The organism is Methylobacterium sp. A54F (genome assembly GCF_053346035.1).
In genome coordinates this window covers 1-358 of the sequence record NZ_JBKFBF010000062.1, presented here as the reverse complement: position 1 = coordinate 358, position 358 = coordinate 1, and the positions used below count along the sequence as shown (strand labels likewise).

At 76.5% G+C, this 358-nt stretch carries 1 protein-coding gene; it reads right to left on the bottom strand.

Annotation, left to right across the window (positions count from 1 at the left end):
- Window positions 1-7: 7 nt before the first annotated feature.
- A partial coding sequence (locus ACLBXP_RS25330) for a M20/M25/M40 family metallo-hydrolase (protein WP_447670598.1) occupies window positions 8-358 on the bottom strand: 351 nt, incomplete at its 5' end.

Below are 358 nucleotides of genomic sequence, written 5' to 3'. Positions count from 1 at the left end.
ACCCCGCTCAGCCCCGCGCCTCAGCCTCCGGGCCGGGCGCGTTCGCGAGCGCCAGCAGGGTGTGGAGCAGGACCTGCGCGCCCGCCGCGCAGTCGGCCTCGCTCGCGGACTCCGACTCGTTGTGGCTGACGCCGTCGCGGCAGGGGACGAAGATCATCGCGGTCGGCACCGCGGCGGCGAGGTTGCAGGCGTCGTGGCCGGCGCCCGAGACCATGCGGCGGTGGGGGTAGCCGAGGTCGGTGGCCGCCCGCTCCACGGCGGCGACGATCCTGGGGACGAAGGGCACCGGCTCCTTGCGCCAGATCCGGTCGATCGCGATCGCGAGGTTGCGGCGCGCGGCGATCTCGGCGGCGGCGGC